This is a genomic window from Burkholderia sp. Bp9004, from assembly GCF_003858025.1.
Taxonomy (GTDB): domain Bacteria; phylum Pseudomonadota; class Gammaproteobacteria; order Burkholderiales; family Burkholderiaceae; genus Burkholderia; species Burkholderia diffusa.
On record NZ_QTQD01000011.1, the window covers coordinates 162812 to 189157 of the forward strand.

General features: G+C 66.5%; 19 protein-coding genes, 2 pseudogenes and 1 other annotated feature. Of the genes and pseudogenes, 10 read left to right on the forward strand and 11 right to left on the reverse strand.

Annotation, left to right across the window (positions count from 1 at the left end):
• Window positions 1-26: 26 nt before the first annotated feature.
• Both DIE08_RS15190 and DIE08_RS15195 read right to left on the reverse strand, forming a co-directional pair.
• Window positions 27-1571 (reverse strand): NAD(P)H-hydrate dehydratase, encoded by a 1545-nt coding sequence (locus tag DIE08_RS15190; protein WP_124902369.1) that lies wholly within the window; start codon window positions 1569-1571, stop codon window positions 27-29.
• Window positions 1572-1622: 51 nt separating this feature from the next.
• Window positions 1623-2924 (reverse strand): FAD-dependent oxidoreductase, encoded by a 1302-nt coding sequence (locus DIE08_RS15195; protein WP_124902370.1) that lies wholly within the window; start codon window positions 2922-2924, stop codon window positions 1623-1625.
• 330 nt (window positions 2925-3254) lie between these two features.
• On the opposite strand from DIE08_RS15195, the gene purL reads away from it, so the two are divergent.
• Window positions 3255-7319: a phosphoribosylformylglycinamidine synthase gene (purL, locus tag DIE08_RS15200; RefSeq protein ID WP_124902371.1), complete on the forward strand. Its 4065-nt coding sequence runs from the start codon at window positions 3255-3257 to the stop codon at window positions 7317-7319.
• Window positions 7319-7861, forward strand: coding sequence for a GNAT family N-acetyltransferase (locus DIE08_RS15205; protein ID WP_124902372.1), 543 nt, complete (start codon window positions 7319-7321; stop codon window positions 7859-7861). Before purL ends, DIE08_RS15205 begins: the two co-directional genes overlap by 1 nt.
• A gap of 165 nt (window positions 7862-8026) precedes the next feature.
• Here DIE08_RS15205 and DIE08_RS15210 read toward each other — a convergent pair whose 3' ends face one another.
• From DIE08_RS15210 to DIE08_RS15230, 5 genes are all read right to left on the reverse strand, one after another.
• Window positions 8027-8809: a peptidylprolyl isomerase gene (locus tag DIE08_RS15210; protein WP_124902373.1), complete on the reverse strand. Its 783-nt coding sequence runs from the start codon at window positions 8807-8809 to the stop codon at window positions 8027-8029.
• Window positions 8810-8827: 18 nt separating this feature from the next.
• A complete protein-coding gene (locus DIE08_RS15215; protein ID WP_059604165.1) occupies window positions 8828-9136 on the reverse strand; it encodes a BolA family transcriptional regulator in 309 nt (102 codons plus the stop codon).
• 1 nt (window position 9137) lies between these two features.
• The gene (locus DIE08_RS15220) at window positions 9138-9668 is read right to left on the reverse strand and encodes a septation protein A (protein WP_059604168.1); all 531 of its coding nucleotides are present in this window, start codon (window positions 9666-9668) and stop codon (window positions 9138-9140) included.
• 124 nt (window positions 9669-9792) lie between these two features.
• On the reverse strand, window positions 9793-10224 hold the full coding sequence (gene msrB, locus DIE08_RS15225) for a peptide-methionine (R)-S-oxide reductase MsrB (RefSeq protein ID WP_059529717.1): 432 nt from the start codon (window positions 10222-10224) through the stop codon (window positions 9793-9795).
• Between the two features lie 38 nt (window positions 10225-10262).
• Window positions 10263-11831, reverse strand: a complete 1569-nt coding sequence (locus tag DIE08_RS15230; RefSeq protein WP_124902374.1) for a YdiU family protein — start codon at window positions 11829-11831, stop codon at window positions 10263-10265.
• Window positions 11832-11984: 153 nt separating this feature from the next.
• On the opposite strand from DIE08_RS15230, the gene DIE08_RS15235 reads away from it, so the two are divergent.
• The 5 genes from DIE08_RS15235 to DIE08_RS15255 all read left to right on the forward strand — a co-directional run bounded on the left by DIE08_RS15235 (window position 11985) and on the right by DIE08_RS15255 (window position 19497).
• Window positions 11985-13628, forward strand: a complete 1644-nt coding sequence (locus DIE08_RS15235) for a 3-(methylthio)propionyl-CoA ligase (RefSeq protein ID WP_059604175.1) — start codon at window positions 11985-11987, stop codon at window positions 13626-13628.
• Between the two features lie 182 nt (window positions 13629-13810).
• Window positions 13811-15895 (forward strand): 3-hydroxyacyl-CoA dehydrogenase NAD-binding domain-containing protein, encoded by a 2085-nt coding sequence (locus DIE08_RS15240; protein WP_124902375.1) that lies wholly within the window; start codon window positions 13811-13813, stop codon window positions 15893-15895.
• 43 nt (window positions 15896-15938) lie between these two features.
• Entirely contained in the window at window positions 15939-16571 is a 633-nt protein-coding gene (pncA, locus tag DIE08_RS15245; protein WP_044843660.1) for a bifunctional nicotinamidase/pyrazinamidase, read from the forward strand.
• Window positions 16572-16620: 49 nt separating this feature from the next.
• Complete coding sequence (locus DIE08_RS15250; protein ID WP_059604183.1) at window positions 16621-17799, forward strand: acetyl-CoA C-acyltransferase; 1179 nt, start codon at window positions 16621-16623, stop codon at window positions 17797-17799.
• A gap of 297 nt (window positions 17800-18096) precedes the next feature.
• Entirely contained in the window at window positions 18097-19497 is a 1401-nt protein-coding gene (locus DIE08_RS15255; RefSeq protein WP_124902376.1) for a sensor domain-containing diguanylate cyclase, read from the forward strand.
• A 145-nt stretch (window positions 19498-19642) separates the two neighbouring features.
• Here DIE08_RS15255 and DIE08_RS15260 read toward each other — a convergent pair whose 3' ends face one another.
• Window positions 19643-21784 carry a hypothetical protein gene (locus DIE08_RS15260; protein ID WP_124902382.1) on the reverse strand — a complete coding sequence of 714 codons (2142 nt, stop codon included), beginning with the start codon at window positions 21782-21784 and terminating at the stop codon, window positions 19643-19645.
• An 829-nt stretch (window positions 21785-22613) separates the two neighbouring features.
• Here DIE08_RS15260 and DIE08_RS36210 point away from each other — a divergent pair.
• A pseudogene (locus DIE08_RS36210) lies at window positions 22614-22902 on the forward strand (IS3 family transposase); the annotation flags it as partial.
• Window positions 22780-22896: a sequence feature (AL1L pseudoknot), on the forward strand. Its footprint overlaps the pseudogene before it by 117 nt.
• On the opposite strand, the gene DIE08_RS15270 reads toward DIE08_RS36210, so the two are convergent.
• The 3 genes and pseudogenes from DIE08_RS15270 to DIE08_RS15280 form a co-directional block, all read right to left on the reverse strand.
• On the reverse strand, window positions 22839-23033 hold the full coding sequence (locus DIE08_RS15270; RefSeq protein WP_260436529.1) for a hypothetical protein: 195 nt from the start codon (window positions 23031-23033) through the stop codon (window positions 22839-22841). The pseudogene DIE08_RS36210 and the gene DIE08_RS15270 overlap by 64 nt on opposite strands.
• A 4-nt stretch (window positions 23034-23037) precedes the next feature.
• The gene (locus DIE08_RS15275) at window positions 23038-23445 is read right to left on the reverse strand and encodes a PAAR domain-containing protein (RefSeq protein WP_124902377.1); all 408 of its coding nucleotides are present in this window, start codon (window positions 23443-23445) and stop codon (window positions 23038-23040) included.
• 344 nt (window positions 23446-23789) lie between these two features.
• Window positions 23790-24393: pseudogene (locus DIE08_RS15280) on the reverse strand (recombinase family protein).
• 116 nt (window positions 24394-24509) lie between these two features.
• Between DIE08_RS15280 and DIE08_RS15285 the strand changes: the two are divergent.
• Complete coding sequence (locus DIE08_RS15285) at window positions 24510-26123, forward strand: SIR2 family protein (protein WP_124902379.1); 1614 nt, start codon at window positions 24510-24512, stop codon at window positions 26121-26123.
• Between the two features lie 32 nt (window positions 26124-26155).
• Window positions 26156-26346, forward strand: a 191-nt coding sequence (locus DIE08_RS15290) for a transposase (protein WP_148096083.1), incomplete at its 3' end; no start/stop codon positions are given.

Sequence of the window (26346 nt, forward strand, 5' to 3'; positions counted from 1 at the left end):
GCGGCGGGGCACCCAGTATAGCGGCGTTATATGTCGGCGCGCGCCGACGGGTAAAAAAGGCGATTGATCAGCGTGCGCACCATCGGCGCGAGTTCGCCCGCGGTGAGGCCGGCCGGACCCGTGCCGTTCGCGGTCAGCGTGTCGGCCGCGAGGCCGTGCAGGTATACGCCCGCAAGCGCGGCTTCGTACGGCGCGACGCGCTGCGCGAGCAACGCGCCGATCAGGCCGCCGAGCACGTCGCCGGTGCCGCCGGTGGCGAGCGCTGCATTGCCGGTCGGATTGATCGTCAGGCGGCCGTCGGGCGCCGCAATCACCGTGCCCGAACCCTTCAGCACGACGATGCTCGCGTAGCGCGCGGCCAGCGCCTGGGCCGCGGCCAACCGGTCGTGCTGCACCGTCGCGGTGTCGCTGCCGAGCAGCCGCGCTGCCTCGAGCGGATGCGGTGTCAGCACGCACGCGTTGCCCCGGGTGCCGCGGGCAACAACGGCGGCCGCGAGGTCGGCGTGCGTCGCGATGAGGTTCAGCGCGTCGGCGTCGAGCAGCGTCGCGGCGTCGTGCGCGAGTACGTCGCGCACGAGGGTGGCCGCGGCCTCGCGCGCGCCGAGGCCACAGCCTGCAGCGATCGCGGACATCGCATCGAGGTCGAGGTTGTCCGCGGGATGCAGCATCAGTTCGGGAAACGGCGGGTCGTACGGCGGTGCGCCGGTGCCGAGAAAGCCCACATGCACCTTGCCGGCGCCCGCGAACAGCGCGGCACGCGCGGCGAGGATCGGCGCGCCGCACATGCCGGTGTCGCCGCCGAGCACCGCCAGGCTGCCGAACGTGCCCTTGTGCGAAGCGAACGCGCGGGCGGGCAGTGCGGCGGCGAACCGTGCCGGTGCGTTCAGCACGACGGCTGGCGCGGCGGGCGGTGCGACGTCGAGTGACGCGATGTCGATCTCGCCGGCGAGGTCTCGGCCGTCGCCGGTATACAGGCCGGGCTTCGCGCCGATGAAGGTGAGCGTATGCGTCGCGGTGACGGCAACGCCGGCGCCGACGATCCGGCCCGTGTCGCTGTCGAGCCCGCTCGGTACGTCGAGCGCGAGCACGCGGCCGCCGCTTCGGGCATGTGCGGCGATACGCGTGGCCTGGGCAGCGAACGGTCCGTCGAGTGCGCGAGCCAGGCCGATGCCGAACAAGCCGTCGACGACCCACGCGTAGTCGTCGAGCGAGGCGGGCGGCTCGGCCGACAGCGGCACGCCGGCCGCACGCGCGAGGCCGAGCGCCCATTGCGCATCGTCCGGCTTGACCGGCACGGGCATCCAGGCCTGCGTCGCGACGCCGAGCTGCTGCAACTGCGCGGCGGCCACCAGCGCGTCGCCGCCGTTGTTGCCGGGGCCGACCGCGAACCAGACCGGGCGGTCGTCGCCGGCCACCCGTTCGGACAGCCAGCGCGCGGCGGCGGCGCCCGCGCGGCCCATCAGCGTGTGCGGCGGCAGTTCGGCGGTCGCGGCGGCCTCGGCCGCGCGCAGGTCGGCGACGCGCAGCAGCGCGAGCGGGGCGGGGTCGGGAAGCGGGCGGGGATTCGTCATCGCGGGGTCATGGCGGCAGGAGGAGGCCGCCCCGGGACGGGCCCGTGGCGGTCAGGTCGCGAAGCGCGTGGCGCTCAGCGCGGCGAGCGTGTCGGCGGGCCACTGCTGCGTGTCGCCGCTCAGACAGTCGGTCACCACTTTAGCAGACCCGCACGCGAGGCCCCAACCGGCCGGGCCGTGCCCGAAATTGACGAATACGCGCGGATGCGGGGTCGGACCGACGACTGGCAGGCCGTCCGGCGACAGCAGTTGCGTGCCCTGCCACGACAGGGCGGCGGAAATCTTCGCGGCGCCCGGCACCCAGTCGTGGACGGCCTGGCCGAGCAGCGCGAGCGCGGCCTCGGACAGCGGCTCGGGGAGCGGCTTCGCGGTGTCGGCGAGGCTCTGCAGCACGGCGCCGCCGCCGATGCGCAGCCGCTGGTGGGTGCGCGTGATGGAGATCCGCTTGATCGAATCGACGACGCTCAGGTGCGGCGCATGTTCTTCGTACGCGACGGGGGCGGTCAGCGTATGCGCGCGCACCGGATGCAGCGGCAGCCGCCAGCCGAGCCGCTCCAGCAGCGGCAGGCTGCCGGCGCCCGCGGCGACCACGATCGCGTCGGCCGACATCACGTCGACCTCGTGCGCCTTCGTCGCACGCCGGCCGCCGGCCGGCGCGAGCTCGACCGCGGCCCGGCCGGAGTCGACGCGGATCGCGGCGACGTCCGCGCCGAAGCGGAACTGCACGCCGTGCTCGTCGAGCGTCTGCTTGACCAGTTTTGCGAACAGCGGGCAGTTTCCGGTGCGTTCGGTCTCGAGCAGCACGCCGCCGGCAAAGCCGGGCTCGGCCGGCACCGAAGGCTCGAGCGCCGCGCATTCGTCGGCCGTGAGCACCCGGTACGGCTGGTCGAGCGCACGCAACAGGTCGAGTGCCGGTTGCAGCGCTTCCCAGTCGCGCGGGTCGCGCACGACGTGCAGGATCCCGGGTTTCTGCTCGAATTCGAGCTGGAAGCGCGCCTCGATGTCGGCGAGCGACTCGCGCGACGCGTCGATCAGCGGGCGCAGCCGCGCATACTGCGCGGCGAATGCGTCGGGCTCGCGCAGCGCGGCGAGCTGCTTGACGAAGCGGCGCACGCCGCCGTTGAAGCCCGGCTTGTAGACGATGCCGGTGTCGCGCGGCTGGCGCTGGCGCATGAAGGTCGGGCCGAACCAGACGTCGAGCGGGCTCGGCAGCAGCGTGCCGCCGTCGCCGTAGGTCGCGCCCTGCGCGACGGTCGCGTGGCGTTCGACCATGCATACGCGATGGCCGGCCGCGCGCAGCTGGTAGGCGGTGGCGACGCCGCTGATTCCGCCGCCGATGACAATGACATCCATGAATTGCTTCGATGACGGGCGGCGTGCGTGCCGCCCGGTGAGGATTTGCTGACGGGCTCCCGGCCCGGTGAACCAGGAATGATAGCGCCAAAATCGCGCGAACCGGGCTCGCGCGACCTCGTCCGATTCCGCCGCCGGGTGGTTGCCGGCTACCGCGGCCGCGCGCGCCGGCCTGGCGGGCCGCTGCGTGCGGCGGATGCCGGCGCACCGTCGCGGTGCGTGACGGGTGCCGATCAGCCGGTCTGGGATGGCCGACTTCCGGGTATAATTACGGCCTTCCTTTCGCCCCACGTCGCCACCTCGCGCGACTCATCGACGTCAGTCCAGCCCATGGCTCACTTCTCGTGTTTTCCCGGCGCTTCGGCCCTCTCCGATTTCCGTCAAACCCGTCTGCTCGACACGCTCAGGCAAATCGACGCCAACACCGTCGCGGTGCGCGGCCAGTTCCTGCACTTCGTCAATGCGGCCGAGCCGCTGTCGGCCGACGACAGCGCACGCATCGACGCGCTGATGCACTACGGCGCGCCGTTCGAGCCGGCGGCCGAGAAGGGCACGGCCGAGACCTTCGTCGTGCTGCCGCGCTTCGGCACGGTTTCGCCGTGGGCGAGCAAGGCGACCGACATCGCGCAGCACTGCGGCCTCACGCAAGTGCGCCGCATCGAGCGGGGCGTCGAATTCACGGTCACGCTGAAGTCGGGCCTGCTCGGCGGCAAGAAGGCGCTGTCCGACGACGCGCGCGCAGCCGTCGCGGCCGCGCTGCATGACCGGATGACCGAAAGCGTGGTCGCCACGCGCGACGACGCGAAGCACCTGTTCGACGAACTGCCGGCCAAGCCGCTCGAGATCGTCGACGTGCTGGGCGTCGGCCGTGGCGCGCTCGAGCGCGCGAACGTCGAGCTGGGCCTCGCGCTCGCCGACGACGAGATCGACTACCTGGTCGACGCGTTCCGCAAGCTCGAACGAAACCCGACCGACGTCGAACTGATGATGTTCGCGCAGGCGAACAGCGAGCATTGCCGCCACAAGATCTTCAACGCGCAGTGGACGATCGACGGTGAAGCACAGGACATGTCGCTGTTCGCGATGATCCGCAACACCGAAAAGCTGAGCCCGCAAGGCACGATCGTCGCGTATTCGGACAACTCGTCGATCATGGTCGGCGCCGAAGCCGAGCGCTGGTTCCCGCGCAACGCGGGCGCGGCCGGCGAGCCGGGCGAACGCTACGGTCGTCACACCGAGCTCACCCACACGCTGATGAAGGTCGAGACGCACAATCACCCGACGGCGATCTCGCCGTTCCCGGGCGCGGCGACCGGCGCGGGCGGCGAGATCCGCGACGAAGGCGCGACGGGCCGCGGTGCGCGTCCGAAGGCCGGCCTGACGGGCTTCACCGTGTCGAACCTCGATCTGCCGGACGCACGCCAGTCGTGGGAAAACGCACGCGACGCGGCCCAGCCGGTCGGCGAGCGCAATCCGAACGATGCGCACGGCCCGTACGGCCGCCCGGACCGCATCGCGTCGCCGCTGCAGATCATGATCGACGGCCCGCTCGGCGGCGCCGCGTTCAACAACGAATTCGGCCGTCCGAACCTCGGCGGCTACTTCCGCGTGTACGAGCAGAACGTCGGCGGCCAGGTGCGCGGCTATCACAAGCCGATCATGATCGCGGGCGGCCTCGGCAACATCGCGGATCAACACACGCACAAGCACGACGTGCCGGCAGGTTCCCTGCTGATCCAGATCGGCGGCCCGGGCATGCGGATCGGCATGGGCGGCGGCGCGGCGAGCTCGATGGCGACCGGCGCGAACACGGCCGAACTCGACTTCGACTCGGTGCAGCGCGGCAACCCGGAAATCGAGCGGCGCGCGCAGGAAGTGATCAACGGCTGCTGGCAGCTCGGCGCGGAAAACCCGATCCTGAGCATCCACGACGTCGGCGCGGGCGGCCTGTCGAACGCGTTCCCCGAAATCGTCGACGGCGCGGGCAAGGGCGCGCGCTTCGAACTGCGCAAGGTCGCGCTCGAGGAATCGGGCCTGTCGCCGCGTGAAATCTGGTCGAACGAAGCGCAGGAACGCTACGTGCTCGCCATCGCGCCGGCCGACCTGCCGCGCTTCGAGGCGATCTGCGCACGCGAGCGCTGCCCGTTCGCGGTGGTCGGCGTCGCGACCGACGAACGCCAGCTGAAGCTCGTCGACGACGAAGCGACGGGCGTCGAGGAATTCCCGGTCGACATGCCGATGGAAGTGCTGCTCGGCAAGCCGCCGCGCATGCATCGCGACGTCACGCGTGTGACGACGGAGCGCGCGCCGGTCGACGTGACGGGCATCGCGCTGTCGGAAGTCGCGGTCGACGTGCTGAAGCACCCGACGGTCGGCAGCAAGTCGTTCCTGATCACGATCGGCGACCGTTCGGTCGGCGGCACGTCGGTGCGCGACCAGATGGTCGGCCCGTGGCAGGTGCCGGTGGCCGACTGCGCGGTGACCGCGCTCGACTACGCGGGCTTCAAGGGCGAGGCGATGACGATGGCCGAGCGCACGCCGCTCGCGGTGATCGACGCGCCGGCATCGGGCCGCATGGCCGTCGGCGAGGCGATCACGAACATCGCGAGCGCGCCGATCGCGTCGCTCGACAAGCTGAAGCTGTCGGCGAACTGGATGGCCGCGTGCGGCACGGCCGGCGAGGATGCCGCGCTGTTCGACACGGTCAAGGCGATCGGCATGGAGCTGTGCCCGGCGCTCGGGATCGGCATCCCGGTCGGCAAGGATTCGCTGTCGATGAAAACCAAGTGGGACGAGCAGGGCGTCGCGAAGGAAGTGGTGTCGCCGGTGTCGCTGATCATCTCCGCGTTCGCACCGGTCGAGGATGTGCGCCGCCATCTGACGCCGCAACTGCGCCGCGTCGCCGACGCGGGCGACAGCGTGCTGATCGCGATCGATCTTGGCCGCGGCAAGAACCGGATGGGTGGCAGCATCTTCGCGCAGGTCACGCAGCAGGTCGGCGACGCGACGCCGGACGTCGACGATCCGGAAGACCTCAAGCGCTTCTTCAACGCGATCCAGTCGCTCAATGCGCAAGACAAGCTGCTCGCGTATCACGACCGCTCGGACGGCGGCCTGTGGGCGACGGTGTGCGAAATGGCGTTCGCGGGTCACGCGGGCGTGTCGCTGAACGTCGATATGCTGACGCTCGACCCGAATCACGAATCCGACTACGGCGACGCGAAGGACTGGGCGAAGCAGACGAGCGGCCGTCGCGAGGATCGCACGCTGCGCGCGCTGTTCTCGGAAGAACTCGGCGCCGTCGTGCAGGTGCGCGCGGCCGATCGCGACGCGGTGCTCGGCGCGCTGCGCGAGTTCGGCCTGTCGGCCTGCTCGCACGTGATCGGCACGGTCAACGATCGCGACGTGATCGAGGTGTACCGCGACGCGAAGAAGGTGTTCGACGCGCCGCGCGCTGAACTCCATCGCGCGTGGGGCGAAGTGAGCTGGCGCATCGCGCGCCTGCGCGACAACCCCGCCTGCGCGGATGCCGAATACGACGCGCTGCTCGACGCGGCCGATCCGGGCATCTCGCCGGTGCTGAGCTTCGATCCGGCCGACGACATCGCCGCGCCGTTCATCGCGACGGGCGCGCGCCCACGTGTCGCGATCCTGCGCGAGCAGGGCGTGAACTCGCATCTGGAAACGGCGTATGCGTTCGACCGCGCGGGCTTCGACGCGCACGACGTGCACATGAGCGACCTGCTGGCCGGCCGCGCGACGCTCGCCGATTTCGCGGGCGCGGTGGCATGCGGCGGCTTCTCGTACGGCGACGTGCTGGGTGCGGGCGAAGGCTGGGCGAAGACGATCCGCTTCAACGCGCAGCTCGCCGACATGTTCTCGGCCTTCTTCGCGCGTCCCGACACGTTCGCGCTCGGCATCTGCAACGGTTGCCAGATGCTGTCGAGCCTTGCGTCGATGATTCCGGGCGCGGAGGCATGGCCGAAGTTCACGCGCAACAAGTCCGAGCAGTTCGAGGCGCGCTTCTCGTTCGTCGAAGTGGAGAAGTCGCCGTCGATCTTCTTCGCGGGGATGGAAGGCTCGCGGATTCCGGTGGCGGTCGCGCACGGCGAAGGTTATGCGGATTTCTCGCAGCAGGGCGACATCGATCGCGTCGCGGTCGCGATGCGCTACGTCGACCACCGTGGCGAGGCGACCGAACGTTATCCGTTCAACCCGAACGGCTCGCCGGCCGGCATCACGTCGGTCACGACGGCCGACGGCCGCTTCTCGGTGCTGATGCCGCACATGGAGCGCGTGCACCGCACGGTCACGATGAGCTGGCATCCGGAAGGCTGGGGCGAAGCGAGCCCCTGGATGCGCGTGTTCCGTAACGCACGCCGCTGGATCGGCTGATGTTCGATCCGCACGCACCGGTCGAGATCGTCACGCTGCGCGACGAACGCGCGAGCGATGTCGATGCGATCGGTCGCGTGATCGTGGCCGCGTTCGCGGACGAGCCGCAGCAGGGTCGATTCGAACGGCAGATCGTCGATGCGCTGCGCGCGGAGGGTGTGCTCAGCGTGTCGCTCGTTGCGGAGCGCGACGAGCGCGTGATCGGTCACGTCGCGTTTTCGCCGGTGTCGATCGGCGGCGAGCCGGCCGGCAGCCAGCAGTGGTACGGGCTCGCGCCGCTCGCGGTGCTGCCCGAATGCCAGCGGCAGAGCATCGGCGCGGGGCTCGTGCGCACGGGGCTCGACGCGTTGCGCCGGCTCGGTGCGCGCGGCTGCGTCGTGCTCGGCGATCCCGCGTATTACGCGCGTTTCGACTTTGTGCGGTCCGGCGATCTGGTGTTCCCGGATGCGCCGCCCGAGTATTTTCTCGCGCTGTCGTTCGACGAAGCCGCGCCGCGGCCGTCGGGCGAGGTCCGCTACCACGATGTGTTCTATCCGGCATAGCGGTTCACCGCGCTGCCCGTACGCGATTCCGCAGTCCTGAAAAGCCGCCTCGAAGCGGCTTTTTCCTTGTGCGGCCGCCGCGTGGGCCGGCCCACCACAAGCATGCGTGAAAAAGAAAAAGGCCGCTCCGGGGAGCGGCCTTTGCGTGGGCGATCGTCGCCGACGTTACTGGATCTTCGCCTGCTGGCGCAGGCCTTCCTCGAACGCCTGCAGCTTCTGCTGCACGAGCTGCTGCGCGATCTGCGCCTTCACCTGGTCGAACGGCGGCGGGGCGATGTCGCGTACGTCGTCGACACGGATGATGTGCCAGCCGAACTGCGTCTTCACCGGCGCGTCGGTCATCTGGCCTTTCTGGAGCTTCTGCGCGGCGGCCGCGAATTCCGGCACGTACGCCTTCGGATCGGACCAGTCGAGGTCGCCGCCATTCTTGCCCGAGCCCGGGTCCTTCGAGTACTGCTTGGCCAGATCCTCGAACTTCGCGCCGGCCTTGATCTTCGCGATCAGGTCCTTCGCCTGTTGCTCGTTGTCGACGAGGATGTGGTGCAGGTGATACTCGCGGTTGCCGCCGGCGCCCTTCACGAGATCGTCATAGCGCGCCTTCACTTCCGCGTCGGTCGGCTGGTTCTTCTTCAGGAAGCTCTCGATCATCGAGCGCAGCACCACCGTCTGCTGCGCGACGGCGACCTGCGCCTTCACGTCCGGACGGTTCGGGATGCCTTCGCGGATCGCTTCCTGCATCAGGATTTCGCGGTTCACGAGTTCCTGGCGCACGGCTTGCTGCAGCTGCGGGCTGTCGGTCTGGCCTTGCTGGACGAGTTGCGCGACCATCGCGTCGGCGCGCGACTTCGGAATCGGCGTGCCGTTGACGACGGCGATGTTCTGGGCGAATGCCGGTGCCGCTGCAAATGCAGCCGCCGCGACCCACAGGCGGGGGGATTTCAGGATCATCGGGAATTCCTGTTGAGACTAGATTGAAGATTCGTTGAATTCTTCGGGCGTATAAGCCACGATCGCGAGCGCATGAATGCCGCGCTGCATCGCATCAGCGAGCGCATCATACACCAGCCGGTGCCGCGCGACGCGCGGCTTGCCCGCGAAGGCGGCCGACACGATCGTCACGGTGTAATGGCCGCCGGCGGCCGCGCCGGCGTGGCCCGCATGCTGCGCGCTGTCGTCGCGCACCGCGAGCGACAGCGGCGCGAGCGATGCGGTCAGGCGCGCTTCGATCAGCGCGATGCGTTCGTCGGGCGATGCTTGGAGAAAGGCGTCGTTCATGTCACTCGTCCTTCATGTACTTCGTGAGCCACAGGCTCTGCAGGATGATGAACACGACCATCGCGCCCGTCGTGCCGAACAGCTTGAAGTTCACCCACTGCGATTCGGTGTAGTTGTGCACCACGTACAGGTTCGCGACGCCGAGCACCGCGAAGAACAGCGCCCACGCGACGTTCAGCTTGTCCCACACGGGGTGCGGCAGCGTGAGCTGCTTGCCCATCATCTTCTCGATCAGGTTGTTGCCGAACGCATAGCGTGCGGCGAGCAGCCCGATCGCAAACAGCCAGTACAGCACAGTCGGTTTCCATTGGATGAATTTCTCGTCATGCAGGACGAGGGTGGCGCCACCGAAGACGACGATCACGCCGAGACTGACCCACAGCATCGTGTCGACCTTCCGGTGCCGGAAGGCTACCCACGCGACCTGGGCCAGTGTCGCGACGATCGCGACGGCGGTGGCGGTGAAGATGCCCCAGACCTTGAAGGCGGCGAAAAACAGGATGATCGGAAACAGATCGAACAGGAATTTCATGGCGCTCGCAGCTGCGTGAAAGGCCGCATCGCGCGGCCTTTCACCGTTGTGGGGACCCGCCAGGCGTCACCGTCCGGGATCGGGGCAGCCGGGAAGGCTGTCCGACCGATTCGTCCGGTGCCGCTCATTCGTTTTCGGGTCGGGACTCGAAGTTTAACGCAGCCGAATTGATGCAGTACCGCAAACCGGTCTTGTCGCGCGGGCCGTCCTCGAACACGTGGCCGAGATGCGCGCCGCAATGGTTGCAGCGGACCTCGACGCGCACCATGCCGTGCGAGCGGTCGATCTTCTCGTCGATCACCTCGCCGTTGAGCGGCTTGAAGTAGCTGGGCCAGCCGCAGCCCGAATGGAATTTGGCGCCGGATTCGAACAGCGGCGTGCTGCAGACGACGCATTTGTAGATGCCGGCGTCCTCGGTGTCGGTGTATTCGCCGGTGAAGGCCCGCTCGGTCGCCGCATGCTGCGTGACCTCGTACTGCATCGGCGTGAGCCGGCGGCGCAGTTCGGCGTCGTCCTTCTGGTACGGGAAGGTCTTGTCGTCGGAATCGTGTGACATGTGGGTGTTCTCCTGATCGGTCGGTCGGGTCGTGCGGGTCACGACGAGCAGCTCACTTCGAGCGACCCGGCCCAGTCTGGCGGCAATGCCGCATACGTTTCGTGTTCCGGTTGTTCGTCGTATGGCCGGCGCAGCACCTGCGCGAGTCGCTCGACTTCGGAAAAATCCTTTTCCTTCGCGCGCCGGATCGCGACTTCGGCCAAATGGTTGCGCAGCACGTATTTCGGATTCACGCGATTCATCGCGGCCGCGCGGGCCGCGTCGTCGCGCGTTTCCTCGGACAGCCGGGCGCGATAGAGGTTCGCCCACGCGTCGAATGCGTCGCGATCGATGAACAGGTCGCGCACCGGCGCGTCGCGGCTCGCGTCGTGCTTCGACAACTGCGCGAGCCGGCGGAACGTCAGCGTGAAGTCCGCATGGCTCGCGTGCATCGTTTCGAGCAGCTTGTTCGCGAGCTCGGCGTCGTTCTCGAGTTCGAGTTCGAGGCCGAGCTTCGCGCGCATCGCGCGTTCGAGCGCGGGGCCGAAGCGTTCGGGAAATTTCGCGAGCACGGCCTGCGCGTCGTCGACCGCGCGCTCGGCGCGCGCATCGTCGTCGGCGATCCCGTGCTGCAGCCCGATCAGCGGCAGCAGTGCCTGCGCGAGGCAGTAGCAGTTCCAGTGCGCGATGCGCGGCTGCATCCGGTACGCGTAGCGGCCGCTCGTGTCGGAGTGATTGCAGATGTGGTTCGCGTCGAACGCGTCGACGAAGCCGAATGGACCGTAGTCGATCGTCATGCCGAGGATCGACATGTTGTCGGTGTTCATCACGCCGTGGCAGAAACCGACCGCTTGCCACTGCGCGACGAGGTCGGCCGTGCGCAGCGTCGCGGCTTCGAGCAGCGCGAGGTACGGATCGTCGGCGTCGCGGCATGCCGGATAGAAGCGATCGATCACGTGATCGGCGAGCTGGCGCAGCAGGTCCGGGCGATCGTTCGAGAAGAAATGCTCGAAGTGGCCGAAGCGCACGAAGCTCTCCGATACGCGCGTGACGACCGCTGACGTCTCGATCTCCTCGCGCACCACCGGCTGGTCGGAGCCGATCACCGTGAGCGCGCGGGTGGTCGGGATGCCGAGGTGATGCATGGCTTCCGAACACAGGAATTCGCGGATCGACGAGCGCAGCACCGCGCGGCCGTCGCCCATCCGCGAATACGGCGTGCGGCCGCCGCCCTTGATCTGCAGTTCGTAGCGCTGGCCGTTCGTGCCGGGGAGTTCGCCGATCGTCAGCGCGCGGCCGTCGCCGAGCTGGCCGGCCCACACGCCGAACTGGTGGCCGGAATACACCGACGCATACGGCATCGCGCTCGCGGGCCAGTCGCGCGTCGGGTTGCCGGCGAAGAGCTCGGCGAACCCGGGCTGCTGGCCAATCGACACCGGCAGGCCGAGCAGGTGCGCGACCTCGTCGGAAAAGCCGACGACGTACGGCGCGGGCAGCGGTGCGGCCGGCAGCCGCGTATGAAACGCATCGCCGAGCGTGACGAACGCGCCGGCGGCCGGCGCACCGAGCGTCGCGGCGAGGTCGGGAAGAGTGTCAGCCGTATCGGCTGCGCTTCGGGAAAACGACATGTTGAGCGCCTCTGGGTAAGCCGATATTGTAAGGCGGCGCCGCGCCGCCCGCATGGCGGCCCGCGCGCCTTGCGCCAGGCCTGTCCGGGCCGCAAGCCGGCGCACCGCTTCGAGGCTGGTCACCGATTCGCGTCCTTCCGGGAGAACAAGACGATGGGTAAGCCGTTGCTGGGCCAGATGATGGACATGCCGTTGCTGGTGTCGTCGCTGATCGCGCACGCCGCGCGTTACGCGGGCGACACGGAGATCGTGTCGAGGCGCGTGGAAGGCGACCTGCATCGCTACACGTACCGCGACTGCGAGCAGCGCGCGAAGCGGCTCGCGCAGGCGCTCGCGCGGCTCGGCGTCGAATCGGGCGACCGCGTCGGCACGCTGGCCTGGAACGGCTACCGGCATCTGGAGGCGTACTACGGGATCGGCGGGATGGGCGCCGTGTGCCACACGATCAACCCGCGCCTCTTTCCCGAGCAGATCGCCTACATCGTCAATCACGCGGAAGACCGCTACGTCTGCTTCGACATCAATTTCGCGCCGCTGGTCGACGCGATCGCGCCTCAGTGTCCGCACGTGAAAGGCTGGATCGCGATGACCGACGCCGCGCACCTGCCGTCCGGCGCGACGCCGTTCCTGTGCTACGAAACGCTCGTCGACGCCGAGGACGGCCGCTACGACTGGCCGCGTCTCGACGAGCTGCAGGCGTCCGGGCTGTGCTACACGTCGGGCACGACCGGCAACCCGAAGGGCGTGCTGTATTCGCATCGCTCGACGGTGCTGCACGCGTACGGCGCAGCGCTGCCCGACGCGATGAACCTGTCGGCGCTCGACGCCGTGCTGCCCGTCGTGCCGATGTTTCATGTGAACGCGTGGGGCCTGCCGTATGCGGTGCCGCTCACGGGCGGCAAGCTCGTGCTGCCCGGCAAGGATCTCGACGGCAGGTCGCTGTACGAACTGATGGAGGCCGAACGCGTGACGTTTTCCGCGGGCGTGCCGACCGTGTGGCTCGGGCTGCTGAACTACATGCGCGAGGCCGGCGTGCGTTTCTCGACGCTGAACCGCACGGTGATCGGCGGCTCCGCGTGCCCGCCCGCGATGCTGCGCACGTTCGAGGACGAATACGGCGTGCGCGTGATCCACGCGTGGGGGATGACTGAGCTGTCGCCGCTAGGCACGCTCGCGACGCTGAACTGGGCGCAGTCGCAGCGGCCGCTCGACGCGCAGCGCCGGTTGCTGGAGAAGCAGGGGCGCGTGATCTGCGGTGTCGACATGCGGATCGTCGGCGACGACGGCCATGAATTGCCGTGGGACGGCGTCGCGTTCGGCGAACTGCAGGTGCGCGGGCCCTGGGTGATCGATCGCTACTTCAGGAGCGATACGTCGCCGCTGTCGGGCGGCTGGTTTCCGACCGGCGACGTCGCGACGATCGACCCCGACGGCTTCCTGCAGATCACCGACCGCAGCAAGGACGTGATCAAGTCCGGCGGCGAGTGGATCAGCTCGATCGACATCGAGAACGTCGCGATCGCGCACCCGGGCGTGGCCGAAGCCGCGTGCATCGCGTGCGCGCACCCGAAATGGACCGAGCGTCCACTGCTGGTCGTGGTACCGCGCGAAGGGGCGAACCTGACGCGTGACGCGCTGCTCGCGTTTTACGAGGGCAAGGTCGCGAAGTGGTGGGTGCCCGACGACGTCGTGTTCGTCGAATCGCTGCCGCACACCGCGACCGGCAAGCTGCAGAAGCTGAAGCTGCGCGAGACGTTCCGCGACTACGTGCTGCCGACGGCGGTCGGCGAGCCGTAAGCCGCGGCCGGCAACGGCCCGCCGCACGGTCTCCCGATCCGGCCCCCGGATCGGGAAAAATTCAAATTGAACGACCGTGCTTTTTCGTTGTATGCTGCCTCCGTTCGATCCGGACATGCGGCCGTTCGACCGCGCACAATGAAGCGCAGCCACCCCGGCGCGCGATGCATGGAGGCAGGCAGATGGCAGTGGATTACTCGACTCGCGACGGCGTGGCCGTCATCACGCTCAACAATCCGCCCGTCAACGGGCTCGGCCTGTCGACACGCGAGGGCGTCATGGACGCGCTCGATCGCGCCGCGCAGGATCCGTCGGTCACGGCGATCGTGCTGACCGGCGCGGGCCGCGCGTTCTCGGGCGGCGCCGACATCACCGAATTCAATACCCCGAAGGCCCTGCAGGAGCCGACGCTGCACACCGTGATCCGCGCGGTGGAGGCAAGCGCGAAACCGGTCGTCGCCGCGCTGCACAGCGTCGTGATGGGCGGCGGCCTGGAGCTCGCGCTCGGCGCGCACTATCGCGTCGCGGCGCCCGGTGCGCAGGTCGCGCTGCCCGAAGTGAAGCTCGGCCTGCTGCCGGGCGCGGGCGGCACGCAACGTCTGCCGCGTGCGGTGGGCCTCGAAACCGCGCTGAACATGATCGTGTCGGGCGCGCCGGTACCGTCGGAGCAGCTTGCGAAGAGCGGGCTGTTCGACGAGATGGCCGACGGCGACCTGCTCGACGCGGCCGTTGCGTTCGCGCGCAAGGTCGGCGCGCGGCAGGGGCCGCATCCGCGCGTGCGCGATCGCAAGATCGTCCACGAGAACGCGGCGGGCTTCCTCCAGTTCGCGCGCAATTCCGCGCGGGCCGCCGCGCCGAATTTCCCCGCGCCGCACAAGTGCATCGACGCGATCGAGGCCGGCGTGCTGAACGGCTTCGACAAGGGCAGCATCGCCGAGCGCGAGGGTTTCGTCGCGCTGATGATGACGCCGGAAAGCCGCGCGCTGCGCCATGCGTTCTTCGGCGAACGCGCGGCGAGCAAGATTCCCGACGTGCCGGCCGATACGCCGCTGCGCGAGATCCGCCGCGTCGGCGTGATCGGCGCGGGCACGATGGGCGGCGGGATCGCGATGAACTTCGTCAACGCGGGCCTGCCCGTCACGCTGCTCGAGACGAAACAGGAAGCGCTCGAGCGCGGCATCGCGACGATCCGCAAGAACTACGATGCGCAGGTGAAGAAGGGCAAGCTCACGCAGGAGAAGCTCGACGCACGCATGGCGCTGATCACGCCGACGCTGTCCTACGACGACCTGAAGGATGCGGACCTGATCGTCGAGGCCGTGTTCGAGGAGCTCGGCGTGAAGGAGCAGGTGTTCAGGAAGCTCGACGAAGTCGCGAAACCGGGTGCGATCCTCGCGTCGAACACGTCGACGCTCGACGTCGACAAGATCGCCGCGTTCACGAAGCGGCCGCAGGACGTGGTCGGCATGCACTTCTTCAGCCCGGCGAACGTGATGAAGCTGCTCGAGGTCGTGCGCGGCGCGCAGACCGCGAAGGACGTGCTCGCCACCGTGATGGCGGTCGCGAAGAAGATCCGCAAGACGGCGGTCGTGTCGGGCGTGTGCGACGGCTTCATCGGCAACCGGATGATCGAGCAGTACATCCGCCAGGCACTCTTCATGCTCGAGGAAGGCGCGCTGCCCGCACAGGTCGATCGCGCGATCGAGAAGTTCGGTTTCGCGATGGGCCCGTTCCGGATGAGCGATCTCGCCGGCAACGACATCGGCTGGGCGATCCGCAAGCGCCGCTATGTCGAGCAGCCCGATCTGCATTACTCGAAGATCGCCGACCGCCTGTGCGAGGAGGGCCGCTTCGGCCAGAAGACTGGCGGCGGCTGGTACGACTACGTGCCGGGCGAGCGCAAGGCGAAGCCTTCGGCGCTCGTCGACGAGATGGTCGTCGCGTATTCGAAGGAGCGCGGCGTGGAGCGGCGCAAGATCGGCGACGACGAGATCGTCGAGCGGCTCGTGTTCGCGCTCGTCAACGAAGGCGCGAAGATTCTCGAGGAGAAGATCGCGTCGAAGGCGTCCGACATCGACATGGTCTACCTGACCGGCTATGGCTTCCCGCTGTGGCGTGGCGGCCCGATGCTGTATGCGGACATGGTCGGCCTCTACAACGTCGAGCGCGCGATCCGCCGCTATGCGGCCGCGCCGAACGGCGACGCGTGGCAGCTCGCGCCGTCGATCGTCGAACTGGCAAAGGCCGGACGCGGGTTCAACGGCTGACGCCGTGCGTGACGGCGCGACCCGTCTTGCAAGGAGAAACGCAATGAAACGCACTGACGACGTGTTGCTCGTGATCGACGTGCAGTACGACTTCATGCCGGGTGGCGCACTCGCGGTGCCGGACGGCGACGCGGTCGTGCCGGTGATCAACGCGCTCGCGCAACGCTTCGACCAGGTCGTGCTGACGCAGGACTGGCACCCGCGCGAACACGTGTCGTTCGCGGCGAATCACCCGGGGCGCGAGCCGTTCTCGACGCTCGCGCTGCCGTACGGCGAGCAGGTGCTGTGGCCCGTGCATTGCGTGCAGGACACGGAAGGCGCGGCGCTGCATCGCGACCTCGACATCCCGCATGCGAGGCTCGTGATCCGCAAGGGCGGCGACGCGCAGGTCGACAGCTACTCCGCATTCGTCGAAGCCGACCGCACGACGCGCACGGGGCTCGCCGGCTATCTGCGCGAGCTCGGCGCGAAACGCGTGTGGTGTTGCGGACTCGCGACCGACTATTGCGTCGCGTGGTCCGCGCTCGATGCGCGCGCGGCCGGCTTCGAGGCCGCCGTGATCAACGATGCGTGCCGTGCGATCGACCTGAACGGGTCGCTCGCGCACGCATGGCAACAGATGCAGGCGGCGGGCGTCGCACACGTGACGTCCGCGGGCGCGCGCCCGACGGCGTAGCGCATTCCCATCCGATTCAGGACATGAAGCAGGACCGAAGGAGACTCGCATGACCGAAGCCGTAATCGTATCGACCGCACGCACGCCGCTCGCGAAATCGTGGCGTGGCGCATTCAACATGACGCACGGCGCGACGCTCGGCGGCCACGTGGTCGCGGCCGCGCTCGAACGCGCGAAGCTCGACCCCGCGCGCATCGAGGACGTGATCATGGGCTGCGCGAACCCCGAAGGCGCGACCGGCGCGAACATCGCGCGGCAGATCGCGCTGCGCGCCGGGCTGCCGGTGAGCGTGCCGGGGATGACGGTGAACCGTTTCTGCTCGTCAGGGCTGCAGACCATCGCGCTCGCCGCGCAACGGATCATCGCCGGCGAGGGCGACGTGTATGTCGCGGGCGGCGTCGAATCGATCTCCTGCGTGCAGAACGAGATGAACCGGCACATGATCCAGGACGGCTGGCTCGTCGAGCACAAGCCAGAGATCTACTGGAACATGCTTCAGACGGCGGAAAACGTCGCGAAGCGCTACGGGATCGCGAAGGAGCGGCAGGACGAGTACGGCGTGCGGTCGCAACTGCGTGCCGCGGCCGCGCAGGAAGCCGGGCGCTTCAACGACGAGATCGTGCCGATCACCGTACGCGCGGGCATCGCCGACAAGGCGACGGGCCGGCTGTTCACGCAGGACGTTACCGTGTCGGCCGACGAAGGCATCCGGCCCGACACGACGCTCGAAGGCGTGTCGAAGATCCGTTCGGCCGTGCCGGGCGGCGTGATCACCGCGGGCAACGCGAGCCAGTTCTCGGACGGCGCATCGGCGTGCGTGGTGATGAACGCGGATGTCGCACAGCGCGAAGGGCTGCAGCCGCTCGGCGTGTTTCGCGGTTTCGCGGTCGCCGGTTGCGAGCCGGACGAAATGGGCATCGGCCCGGTGTTCGCGGTGCCGAAGCTGCTGAAGCAGGCGGGGCTGAAGGTCGACGACATCGGCCTATGGGAACTGAACGAAGCGTTCGCGGTGCAGGTGCTGTACTGCCGCGATACGCTCGGGATTCCTGACGACCGCCTGAACGTGAACGGCGGCGCGATCGCGGTCGGCCATCCGTACGGCGTGTCGGGTGCGCGCCTGACGGGCCATGCGCTGATCGAAGGCAAGCGGCGCGGCGTGAAATACGTCGTCGTCACGATGTGCATCGGCGGCGGGCAGGGCGCCGCCGGCCTGTTCGAAATCGTCTGATTTTTTGCTTGTCGGCCGACGGCCGCCGCCTGCGTTGACGCAAGCCGCGGCCGTCGCATGCGATTCGAAAGGATCGGGAAGCAAACGGTGCCGGTTCGATGCTGCCGTTTCCCCTTACTTGTCAAACGAATTGCCGCACCTATACTTGCTCTGACATTTGCCTTTCGGCGGGATGGGGCAACGCGTGCATCGCACCGACGCACGTGATGCGTTTCCGGTAGCCGGCGCAGTCGATGCATCGCGCGTGTCCGGCACCGTGAACGTTCGAACCACGCAGCAGACCGAACGGGGACCGAATTGAGCACGACCTATGCAGCCGGGGAACCGCCGCGCGTCGTCAGCGCGGCCGCGAGGCTCTATGCGAAATGCCTGCTGGTCGGCTTCGCATTGCTGCCAGCCTATCTGATCGCCTATCTGTGGTTCTTCAGCGACCCGCACGTCGTGTTCGAGAGCCACGCCTTCCATGAAATCGCGATCGCGGCCGCGACCCTCGAGGGTGCATTCGTCACCTACGTGACGTGGGTGTGCTACCGGTCGTCCGGAGAGCCGCTCCTGCGCTGGCTGACACTCGGCTTTCTGGGCTTCGCGATGATCTACGCGTTGCACGGCCTGTTCACCGGGATGGCGCATCACAACATCTGGCTGTTCCTGCTGTACGGGCCCGCATCGCGCCTCGTGATGTCGATCCTGCTGCTGACGGGCCTGCTGTCGTATTCGCAGCCGCCCGATCGGGTCGAGAAGCGGGCGCGCGCGCGAACGTGGCTGCCGTGGATCGTGCTGTTCCTGGTCATCAACGTGGCGGTTGCATACATCGCGTATTCGCCGGTCGCGGGCGCGCTGGGCACGCGACTGTCGATGGAAGGCGGCGCGCTGGTGTTTTCGCTGCTCAACGTCGGCATGCTGCTCGCGCGGCGCATCCGTTCGCCGCTGATGGTGATCTACGGCATGTCGATCATGGCGTTCGCGCTGTCGTCGCTCGCGTTCATCCTCGGCAAGCCCTGGAACCACATGTGGTGGCTCGCGCATGCGATCTTCGCGGGCGGGTTCTTCCTGCTCAGCTACGGCGTCGTGCAGGCGCTGCAGACGACGCGCTCGTTCTCGGCGATCTACAGCCAGGAAGACCTGATGAGCCGGCTGTCGGAATCGATGGCGCGCACCGAGAGTGCGCTGCAGGAGTTGCGGCGCACGAACCAGAAGCTCGAATACATGGCCGCGACCGATCCGATGACGGGCGCGTCGAACCGCCGCCAGTTCATCGCGCAGGTCGACCGCGAGATCGTGCGTGCGGAGCGCGACGGCACGCCGTTTTGCCTGCTCGCGCTCGATCTCGACAACTTCAAGAACATCAACGACGCGTACGGGCACCAGATCGGCGACGAGGTGCTGCGCGGCGTCGTGCGCCAGTCTCTCGAGGCGATTCGTCCGGCCGGTGCGCTCGCGCGGGTCGGCGGCGAGGAGTTCATGGCGCTGTTGCCCGAGATGCCGCTCGAAGGCGCGCGCATGACGGCCGAGCGCGTGCGTTCGTCGATCGCGAGTTCACCGTTCGGGCTGGATTTCAAGCGCGTGCAGGTGACGGTCAGCGTCGGCGTCGCGCAGTACGGCGTCGACGGGAGCACGGTCGATGCGTTGCTGCGGGCGGTCGATGAACGGCTGTACCAGGCGAAGCGCGACGGGCGCAATCGCGTGGTTGCGCACTGACGAGCGGCCGCCGCGCATTCGGCGACGTGGCGCGCGCGGCCGCAACGCAATGGCGCGACGCGAGGCAGGTCCGTTTCGCATGCACCCTGGATGAAGCCCCGCACGCGCACGAGCATGTGGGGCTTTCGTTTCAATGACGCATCGGCTATCGCGACGCGATGGCCGCCGCACGCTCCGGCTGCGCGTCCTGCATCCGCTGCGACGCCTGCCACCAGTACTTGCCCGCGCGCAGTTGCGGATCGCGGATCGCGAGATACGTCGTGCTCCACAGCTGCGCCGCGTTGGCTTCGGTCGCATCCGCGCTGCGGGTGCCGAATGCATCGGTCTGGTACCGACCGTTCACGTACGACCAGGTCCACATTTCCGACGTGCGCATGTCGCGTCCGTTCGAGATCACCTGCCAGATCGTCTGCCGAGCCTGCGTCAGCAGCGTGCGCGTCGTGTCCGACAGATCCTGGCGCGCGAGCTGGCGGTCGAGCCCGGCGACCCACATCGCCTGTTGCCACGACCAGATCACCGTGCCGTGATACGCCGAACTCGTGAATTTGGGCCACAGCGCCTGATTCGCATACGCGGGGTTCGCGATCAGCATCCCGACATCGGTGACGAGCCCGGTCGGGAACGGCCGCGTGACGTCGGTGACGATCCGCTGGAGCTGGTCGTCCGCCGGCGTGCCGAACAGCAGCGCGAAGCCGCCGTCGGAATTCATCACCGGGATCGGCGTGCCTTGCTGGTCGAGCGACAGCGCGTAGAAAGTCAGCGGGGCACCCGGCGCGGTACCGGCCGGCACACCGGCGGACGACGCATAGGCCGATACTTCGGTCGCCGCCTGCGCGGCCGGTACGCTCACCTGGAACAGCGGCGGCGCCTGTTGCTCCCAGGTAGCCGCTTCGGTCGCCGTGTTCGCGAGCGTCGCACGTTGCCCGGCGTCCAGGTAAGGATCGAGCAGGCCGCGCGCGAGGAACGCATTCGCCGCGCGCAGCGCGGCCGGCACGAGCACCGCATTCACGTCGTACGGATAGACGCCGCCGCCGAGCCCGTCGGTGCTGTCGCGCCAGTTGCCGACGATCTCGCCAGGCCGCAGGTGGATCAGGTTCGCGACCGACGGCTGCTGTGCGAACGGCTGCGCGGTCGCCGCGACGTGCAGCAGGTTGACGACGAGCCGGCTGCCGTTCGTCTGACCGTCGCTGCCGCGTTGCGCGAGATAGGCGGCCGCGCGCGCCTGGCCGCGCGTGTCGTCGATCAGCCAGGCCGCCGCGATCGGCGCGAGCAGGTAGTCGCTGTCGATCATCTTGTAATCGTAGGTCGGCGTTGCATCGTTCGGCCGGCCGTGCTTCGCGTTGTCGACCAGCGCGAATTCGCCGATGCCTTCCTCGTGCGCGACCTTGCCGTCGTCCGACAGGCGACTCAGCACCGACGTCAGCCCGGCCTCGATCGCCGCAGGCTCGAGCACCGGCATCAGCATGCGCACCGAGATCAGCGTGTCGCGGCCGAAGTAGGTGTCGTATTGCCACGAGCCGGCCAGCAACTTGTCGTGGAAGCTCAGGAATTCGAGCACGTTCTGGCTGACCGGGTCGGGATTCGCGGACGGCGCGAGCAGGTCTGCACGCAGGATCGGCGCCAACGGCGTCTCGCCCGACAGCGCATCGACGTGCAGTTTCAGCGTACGAGCGCCGGCCGCCGCGCGCAGCACGAGCTTGCCGCCCGCGGCTGTTGCGATGCTGCCGCCGTCGCGCAGCGTGATGCGCAGCATCTGGCCGGGCGCGCCGTCGATCCGGTCGCGCTGCCATTGCGTGACGCTCCCCTGGATCGTCGGGGCGGTGACGATCTCCGGCGGTATCGTCGCGCCGCCGTTGAAGTCGCGCAGGAAGCGCACGTTGCCGAGCAGCCCCTGGCGGATCGTCAGCGTGTCGGTGTCGACCGATACGTCGGCGCCGATGCCGTACAGCGGGCGACCGTGCGTGTCGGGTGCCGACAGCGCGGATGGCGGCGTGTCGAGGCTCCAGCTCACCGGCTGGGCAGTGTCGTCGAACCACAGCCCGGTGCCGCTGTTGCCGGCCGGAAACACCACGAGCAGACGCGGTTTCGTCGACGAGCGCGCCAGCAGGTGCGCGGCGACTTTGTCCTGCCGGTAGAACGCATTGATCTGCCCGCCGGTGTCCATGCGGAACGACAGTGCGGCGCTGTTGGACGACGTACCGCTGGACTGGACGTCGTCGTCGTTGCAGGCGGCGAGCAGGCCGGCGCAGACGAATCCGAGACACAGCGATTTCGTGAGGCGGTGCATGTTCATGACGACCCTCCTGATGCATGTGATTTTTATCGGAATGCTTGAATGAGCGGGCGGCTTGATCCGCCTTGTGCTGCGTCTCGGGTATTCTGAAAATGCCCGGGATTAATCGTGGCGTGATGCTCGGGGGCGAATTGAACGGCTTTAGTCGAATGAACGATGAATGCCGAAAAGTGAAGGCGAAAGGACGCGCCACCCGTTCTGGTGCGGGTGTAGTCACTGGAGCACGCCTTCGCGCAGGCGAAGGGCAACGTTCGTGCGGTACTGAAAAAAATCAGACGAAAGATGTTGTATGGGATTCTAAATTTCGACGAAAGTCAAAGTCAATGAAGTTTGGTGTTTTTTTTGGGATATTTAATTTCCGGTTAAATCGTAATTGTTACTTGGTGAATCAGTAAAAAGTGCGGTTATGAAAATATGAATGACTAATCCTGATAACTATCGATCAAATGGTTGGAAATGGCGCTGGAATCCGGCGATCCGGCGATCCGGTGATTGATGCCGGATTGGAATTGAGCGATCGGGAGCGGCCGAGCAATATGCGTTCCCGACGCTGCTCAGCCAGTTGGGCTGTTCTAGCGGCTGTCGCTGGCGCGGTCGACCGCGCCAGCTTCGTCAGATATCCGCGTATTGCGGCAGCAGATCTTGATCGACGGGGCATGATCTCGATCCTGTTTGCTGCTTCGATGTGCTCGTGATTGCCGACAGAGAACGGCGCGTCCTGAACCGCACCGAATTTGGTGGAGGCTCGTATTCTTGAGAGAATCGAGCCACGAACAAGAAGGCAAGCAAGTTTTCCCCGGAAGTCCGAGAGTGTGCAGTGCGCATGGTACGCGAGCGACGTGGTGAACATCCGTCGATGTGGGCGGCAGTCGAATCGATTGCACCAATGATCGACTGCACGCCGCAGAAGCTTCTGGATTGGGTCAAACGCGACGAGGTCGACCGTGGGGAACGCGGTGGCGTGAGCATGGCCGAGCGCGGACGTACCCCGGGTTTTTCGCCCAGGCGGAGCTCGACCGCCGATTCAAGTCCTGAAGACCTACATTGATCAGCATCGCGACACCGTCGGGATCGAGCCGATCCGCAAGGTCTTGCGGATTGCCCCGTCGGCCCGTTCCCAGTCGAGCAGCCACGGTCCGGCGTCGGCGACCAGCAGACCGCCGGCCAGGGCGTACCGATTCACCTGCATCGTCAACTGCTGTTGGCGTTTGAAGAAGAACGGTTCGATTGAGACGTCGATCATGGGCTTACCCGCGCGCGATCATCGTCGCCGCATTCTCGGCGGCGGGCTTCAGACATTCCAGGCAGAGCATCGGCAAAGGGGCCAACGCTGTAGCCGCGGCGGCCGCTGCACCGTCGGTCGTGGCTTCGCCGGCGCCAACGTCGTCGAGCGTCGCGGAAGACTGCGACGGGATCAGGGTCGCGCCGCGCGCCGCCTTCATGCCCTCGATGGCCGTTTCCCGGCCTGCAATCTGGTGCGGGTAGCGTCGCCCGGTGGCGGGCAGGTTCGGGAAGATGCCTTTGTATTGCGGGCAAAGTACCTTGTGCCCGACGCCGGCAATGGGTTTTCCGTCAATGGTCGGGTTCGCGGTGCCCTCCAGCACGCGCCCGCCGTGCGTCGTCGTGTCGCCGACACAGATCATGGCTCGGGCCATATGTTCTCTCGCCTGTCATGCGCAGCACGATGAACGTCCGCGACGATAGCGCAGCTTCGCGGCGATTGGGCGTAACGCATTGATGCTTGGCGCGCTCGCTGTCGAAGTCCTGTTGAAAAGCATAGCCCTTACCAATCAGTCAGTGGCGACGTCCATCAAGGCAAACGATAAGCGGATTACAAAGCGCCTCGTGAGCCACAATCTTCGCGACATTACACAGTTGGCGGGGGGGCAGCTAACTGCGCCAGAAGTCGGTCTATGAGGGCGCCTGGAGACGTTTCTCGTCTGGGCGGGGCGGTATTTGGTTCCGAAGAACCATACCGAGATGATGCCGCGCCCATTGGCTAGCGTATGTCGGTGTGATCGGCGCAAGCACGTTTGACCGTGGCTGTGCCGACGCCGAACTTCTCCGCTGTTTCCCGTATGCTCGCGCCACGCTCCGCCCGCCACGCCTTGATCGCCGCGTAATCGTGTGATCGTGCACGCCCCTTGTATTTCCCTTCAGCCTTCGCGATCGCCACGCCGCGACGCTGCATCTCAGCCCGGTTCCGGTAGTCCGATTCGCCTTGGGCGGCCATGAATGCCAGCACGGCATCCCGCGTCGCTTTCTCGATGGGGTCTCTGGCGTTTCCGTCGAACACCATTCCGTTGAGCGTGCATTCGACGCGCACGCCAAGGTCCATCAGCTGGCGCATGGTTCGGTGCAGTTCGTCGTAGCGGCGACTGATTCGGTCGAGCCAGCGGACAATGAGAATGCCACCGTGCCGCAGATCGTGCTCCGCTTTGCGCCACTGCTCCCGCTCGTCCGGGGCGACGTGGTAGCCGCTCACGCCCTCGTCAATGAAAAACGTCCTTGTCCTGGACGTTGTGGGCTTTGGCGTCGTCGTACTGGCTTGCGGAGGACTGGCCGTCCGTGGTGGATATCCGACCGTAGTAGAGCTTGCGCATAATTGACGTGGATCAATAGGATAGGTAGATCAATTGTAGCGCGGCTCAAATTTACGGTTGATCCTGTTGATCCAAGCGCCGACACTCACGCCACGGGCTCGTTACGGTGTACCCAAGTGATCCATATTTATGAATGGCGTGCGCGCTGGTGTTTATGCGTGCTGGTCCCGTCGACTCTGCGAGTTGCGGTAGGCTACGGCATTCGATATCAGGCTTTGTTCGATGTCGTTTTTGACCAAACGGAGATTAAACTGAGGTTCCTACCTGACGGGCCGTCGATCCCAAATGAGCTGCTAAGCCTCAGGGATAAAGGCGAAGTAGTATTTTTTTGTGGCGCTGGTGTTTCTATGCCAGTTGGCTTACCGAGTTTTTTCAAACTCACGAAGTGCGTCATGACGCGTCTGGGTGTTTCCCCAGCGTCAAAAATTGGCAAGCTCATGGCGCCTGCAATGGAGAAAAACGACCCGGACCTGGCGCCGCCGTTGGATCAAGTATTTGGTCTTCTTCATAGAGAGTATTCCCGTCCGAGGGTCGAGCGGGAGGTCAATTGGCTATTGAAGATACCAAAGGCAGCAAATCCGACTAAGCATGAAGCTATCCTCCGTCTCTCTGCTGATGCTTCCGGCACTCCGCTCGTAGTGACGACAAACTTCGATCTGATGTTTGAGCGGGCGAATAGACAGCTGCGTCGGTGGACGCCACCGTTGTTGCCACCGATGACAGCCATGGAGGTGCCGACGGGGATTGTTTATCTTCACGGCCGTTTGCGGCAGCAGAGCGACGATGGTCAGAATCTCGTGCTGAGTTCGGCCGACTTCGGCCGTGCGTATCTTGCAGACGGCTGGGCGACGACATTTATGCGTCAGTTGCTTGAGCAGCGGGTGGTTGTGCTATTGGGATACTCAGCAAGTGATCCCCCGGTTCGTTATCTTCTCGAAGGTTTGTCCGCAAGCAATTCCGCGAAATTGCGCACAATTTATGCGTTCGACCGAGGGGAGCCGGAGACCGTGCGCGCGAAGTGGCACGAATTGGGTGTAACCGGTATAGCCTTTCGGCAGTTTGATGACTTATGGACAACGCTCGAAGCTTGGTCTGTTCGAGCAATCAACAAGGACTCGTGGACTGCAAGTGTTCTCGCGCATGCGCACACATCGCCACGGTCGTTGCTTCCACATCAGCGTGGTCAGGTTGTTGCGTTGGTCGAAACTCGAGAAGGCGCGAAAGCGTTTGCTGAGGCTGAGCCCCCACCTCCAGCAGAATGGCTGTGTGTTTTTGATAAATTCTCGCGATATGGACGTCCAGAAAAGAATGGCTGGTCGAATGATGCAGCAGAGATCAATCCGCACGTAGAGTTTGGACTGGATGATGATCCACCTCGTCCTCCAGCGAATGGCCGGTCTACGGACGTAGGCGGTGTCGATCTGATCGGAACATTGGCCACTGATGACGATGGTCAGAACTACATGCGCCTCGCTGGGATGCGATCCTCTCCCGGTACCGTGGATTCGAAGCGTCTCTGGTGGTTGGTCCGTTGGTTTGAGCGAGTCGCAGAACAACCTGCCGCTATTTGGTGGGCCGCGCGGCAGCGGAGTCTACATTCATCGCTCTTGGAGGCTGTGGATCGTCGATTGAATGGGCGCAATGGAGCCGTTTCAGCATTTGAAGGCGAATCTAGACATATTTGGGCGCTCATGTCCGAGTTGACCTGCTCCCCGCGTTTAGTACGGTGACGGTGTAGAGTCCGTTCCAGAGAGGAACGGCAATGAAAAAGCGATTCACCGAAGAGCAAATCATCGGCATCTTGAAGGAAGCCGAGGCTGGCCTGAAGCCGGCGGAGCTGTGCCGCAAGCACGGCATCTCGGAAGCGACCTACTACAACTGGAAAGCGAAGTTCGGCGGGATGACGGTCTCCGAAGCGCAGCGCCTGAAGGAACTGGAGCAGGAGAACAACAA

Coding starts and splice junctions, on each gene's coding strand:
- DIE08_RS15190 (WP_124902369.1), bottom strand. CDS start 1,571: ATGACGAATCCCCGCCCGCTTCCCGACCCCGCCCCGCTCGCGCTGCTG.
- DIE08_RS15195 (WP_124902370.1), bottom strand. CDS start 2,924: ATGGATGTCATTGTCATCGGCGGCGGAATCAGCGGCGTCGCCACCGCC.
- purL (WP_124902371.1), top strand. CDS start 3,255: ATGGCTCACTTCTCGTGTTTTCCCGGCGCTTCGGCCCTCTCCGATTTC.
- DIE08_RS15205 (WP_124902372.1), top strand. CDS start 7,319: ATGTTCGATCCGCACGCACCGGTCGAGATCGTCACGCTGCGCGACGAA.
- DIE08_RS15210 (WP_124902373.1), bottom strand. CDS start 8,809: ATGATCCTGAAATCCCCCCGCCTGTGGGTCGCGGCGGCTGCATTTGCA.
- DIE08_RS15215 (WP_059604165.1), bottom strand. CDS start 9,136: ATGAACGACGCCTTTCTCCAAGCATCGCCCGACGAACGCATCGCGCTG.
- DIE08_RS15220 (WP_059604168.1), bottom strand. CDS start 9,668: ATGAAATTCCTGTTCGATCTGTTTCCGATCATCCTGTTTTTCGCCGCC.
- msrB (WP_059529717.1), bottom strand. CDS start 10,224: ATGTCACACGATTCCGACGACAAGACCTTCCCGTACCAGAAGGACGAC.
- DIE08_RS15230 (WP_124902374.1), bottom strand. CDS start 11,831: ATGTCGTTTTCCCGAAGCGCAGCCGATACGGCTGACACTCTTCCCGAC.
- DIE08_RS15235 (WP_059604175.1), top strand. CDS start 11,985: ATGGGTAAGCCGTTGCTGGGCCAGATGATGGACATGCCGTTGCTGGTG.
- DIE08_RS15240 (WP_124902375.1), top strand. CDS start 13,811: ATGGCAGTGGATTACTCGACTCGCGACGGCGTGGCCGTCATCACGCTC.
- pncA (WP_044843660.1), top strand. CDS start 15,939: ATGAAACGCACTGACGACGTGTTGCTCGTGATCGACGTGCAGTACGAC.
- DIE08_RS15250 (WP_059604183.1), top strand. CDS start 16,621: ATGACCGAAGCCGTAATCGTATCGACCGCACGCACGCCGCTCGCGAAA.
- DIE08_RS15260 (WP_124902382.1), bottom strand. CDS start 21,784: ATGCACCGCCTCACGAAATCGCTGTGTCTCGGATTCGTCTGCGCCGGC.
- DIE08_RS15270 (WP_260436529.1), bottom strand. CDS start 23,033: ATGATCGACGTCTCAATCGAACCGTTCTTCTTCAAACGCCAACAGCAG.
- DIE08_RS15275 (WP_124902377.1), bottom strand. CDS start 23,445: ATGGCCCGAGCCATGATCTGTGTCGGCGACACGACGACGCACGGCGGG.